General features: G+C 61.4%; 3 protein-coding genes and 1 pseudogene. 2 read left to right on the plus strand and 2 right to left on the minus strand.

Annotated features, from left to right (window positions below):
- Both A2I95_RS32400 and A2I95_RS32405 read left to right on the plus strand, forming a co-directional pair.
- Nucleotides 1-195, plus strand: a pseudogene (locus tag A2I95_RS32400) (PspA/IM30 family protein); the annotation flags it as partial.
- Between the two features lie 71 nt (nucleotides 196-266).
- The gene (locus tag A2I95_RS32405) at nucleotides 267-554 is read left to right on the plus strand and encodes a hypothetical protein (protein ID WP_129370559.1); all 288 of its coding nucleotides are present in this window, start codon (nucleotides 267-269) and stop codon (nucleotides 552-554) included.
- Nucleotides 555-620: 66 nt separating this feature from the next.
- Here A2I95_RS32405 and A2I95_RS32410 read toward each other — a convergent pair whose 3' ends face one another.
- Together A2I95_RS32410 and glyA are read right to left on the minus strand one after the other, a co-directional pair.
- Nucleotides 621-1,331, minus strand: coding sequence for a class I SAM-dependent methyltransferase (locus A2I95_RS32410; RefSeq protein ID WP_291736446.1), 711 nt, complete (start codon nucleotides 1,329-1,331; stop codon nucleotides 621-623).
- Between the two features lie 121 nt (nucleotides 1,332-1,452).
- On the minus strand, nucleotides 1,453-2,264 hold an 812-nt coding region (glyA, locus tag A2I95_RS32415; RefSeq protein ID WP_291736449.1), incomplete at its 5' end, for a serine hydroxymethyltransferase.

Genomic DNA, 2,264 nt, shown 5'->3' on the forward strand with positions numbered 1-2,264 from the left:
GCCGAAGAGGCCGAGGCGCTGATCAGCCAGGTCCTGCAGCGCGATGACCCGTTCGAGCAGGGCGAGATCCTGCGCGAAATCGACGGCGAGCTGAACAGCAGCACCATCGCCGATGATCTGGCAGACGCCGGTTTCGGCCCCCGCAGCCGCAGCACCGCTGCTGATGTGCTGAACCGGCTGAAAGTTAAAGACTGACCGGGCACAGCCCAGGCACCACCCGGGCCGCCGGGCAACCTAAAGCAATTTTTGAATACTGGAGCAAAGACATGTTTACCGACAGCACTGACAATAAACTGATTATCCTCCTGAACGTTGCCGGCGTGGCCATCGCCTATGCGATGCTGGGGGTGTCCCTGTGGCTATCCACCGAAGTGCCGCTTGCCACCAAAGGCTATTGGGGCATGGGCGTGCTCTTGCTGACGCTCAGCTTGATCAACGTGGTGAAGTACCGGTTCGATCATCGCTCCAGCGAAGACCGCATCCGCAAGATCGAAGATGCCCGCAACGAAAAGCTGCTGGAAGACGCGCTGCTGGACGCGAAACAGGATCTTTGATCCGCATTAAGTGAAACAGGCCCGGCGCCCGCCATCTATTGGCGGGCGTTTGCCGTGCCGCCGTATTCAGCCAGCCGGCTTTTGCCACTCCATCAGGTAGAGATAGGGAGCCCGGTTGTAGCTGTCCGCCCGCTCGCCGCCCGTCGCCATGGGTTCGTCAAAATGGGTCAGCTGCAGCCCTGCGTTCAGCAATGCCTGCATGTAGAACGCCTGCGGCCGGTGCCAGTTCTTTATCCGCATCCCATTCCATTCGCCCCAATGGTGGTGTTCCTCGAAATAGCGGTCGATGCACATATTCGCCGCGCCGTCCTGATCACGTGTCCAGCCTCCGCCTTTGGACTGCGAGGCTGTGATCCAGCTGTTGAGGTTGGCAATCAGCAGATGACCTCCCGGCGCCAGCACCCGCGTCATCTCGGCAATTGCACGTTTCGTGTCCGGGATGTCGATCAGTGTCAAATAGCTGACGACGATGTCGAAGCTGGCGTCTTCAAATGGCAGAGCTTCTGCAGTGCCTTTTACAAACCTCTGATCAGACAGGGCTTCTGCATGCCGGAGGAGGGCATCTGTCGGATCCAGCCCGGTTACATTTCCTGCGAAGGGCGCGAGCATCCGGCAAAACCGGCCCTCGCCGCACCCGACGTCAAGAATGCGCGGGCTTGGCCGGAGACGCACACGATTCAGCATCGGGTGATCCAGAACATGTTGCCGGCTGAAGTCGCCGCTTACCCCCATCAGTGTGATCCAGGCGTCAGCAGAGGCCTGCCATCCATTGTCCATCACAGGCTCTCCCATACTGCATACGCGAAAGGGGAGTAGTGGTGGCTGACAGAAGTGCCGTCAATAAGAAACGCCGCGGTAATTGAGCCGCGGCGTTTGGTTTTTTATGTTCTTCAGTCTCTTACAGGTTCGGATACAGCGGGAACCTGGCGCAGAGATCTGCGACCTTGGCGCGCACCGCGGCTTCCACATCGGCATTGCCGTCTTCACCGTTGGCGGCCAGCCCGTCGATCACCTCGATGATCAGGTCGGCGATCTGGCGGAACTCGCCCTCGCCGAAGCCGCGGGTGGTGCCTGCGGGGGTGCCCAGACGCAAACCGCTCGTCACGGTGGGCTTTTCCGGGTCGAACGGGATGCCGTTCTTGTTGGTGGTGATATGGGCGCGGCCCAGCGCCTTGTCGGCGATGTTGCCGGTCACGCCCTTGGGACGCAGGTCGACCAGCATCACATGGGTGTCGGTGCCGCCGGTGACGATGTCCAGGCCGCCTTTGATCAGCTGGTCCGCCAGCGCCGCGGCGTTGGCGCGCACCTGCTTCTGGTAGGTCTTGAACTCCGGCTTCAGCGCCTCGCCAAAGGCCGCCGCCTTGCCGGCGATCACATGCATCAGCGGACCGCCCTGGATGCCGGGGAAGATCGCCGAGTTCACTTTCTTGGCAATCGCTTCGTCATTGGTCACGATCATGCCGCCGCGGGGGCCGCGCAGGGTTTTATGCGTGGTGGTAGTGGCCACATGCGCATGCGGGAACGGCGAGGGGTGCTCACCGGCGGCGATCAGGCCTGCGATATGGGCCATGTCGACCATGAAATAGGCGCCGACGCTGTCCGCGATTTCACGGAATTTGGCAAAGTCGATCTGGCGCGGGATGGCGGAGCCGCCGGCGATGATCAGCTTGGGCTGGTGTTCTGTGGCCAGCGCCTGGATCTGGTCGTAGT

It is taken from the genome of Leisingera sp. F5, assembly GCF_001593695.1.